The following is a 456-nucleotide window of genomic DNA, read 5'->3' as shown; positions in this document are numbered from 1 at the left end:
TTCCGACTGAAAGAAGTTTATCGATAGAGCCATATATCCGAGTCTTATACAGTCAGGCATTGGAGACTGTAGAAAACTTAAACGGAACGCTAAACAAATATAAGGGAGAGAATTTCGATATAACTCCTTATGGTTTCGATTATACGAGTTTATCGTTTGATGCAACTGGAACGGAGAAGTTATCGGGAGGTTATATAGCGAGCGTTCCTGGGATACCGAATCCGCAGGGAAGAGTCCCTATATCTGGTATATATAGAGTAGGTATAGCTTTGCCGTTAGGGTTAAGAGCTTCAAATGATTCCGTTGGTTTATATGTAGAGCCTTCGTTATCTGCGACTATTTTTGGCGGAGATATAAGTTTACTTGGAGTTGAGAGGAAGGGACCGTTCTATACATTCGGGTATGTCGTATATGCCGAATTGACGGTAACGCCCGTAAAAGATTTAGAATTATATT

1 pseudogene is annotated in these 456 nt (G+C 40.4%); it reads left to right on the top strand.

Features of this window, described 5'->3' with window-relative positions:
- Positions 1-59: 59 nt before the first annotated feature.
- Positions 60-456 (top strand): annotated as a pseudogene (locus tag EZH24_RS13420) (variable surface family protein); the annotation flags it as partial.

It is taken from the genome of Brachyspira catarrhinii, assembly GCF_005518285.1.
Lineage (GTDB): Bacteria > Spirochaetota > Brachyspiria > Brachyspirales > Brachyspiraceae > Brachyspira > Brachyspira catarrhinii.
The sequence above is the reverse complement of the archived record's forward strand: the minus strand, read 5'-3'. Positions and strand labels throughout refer to the sequence as shown.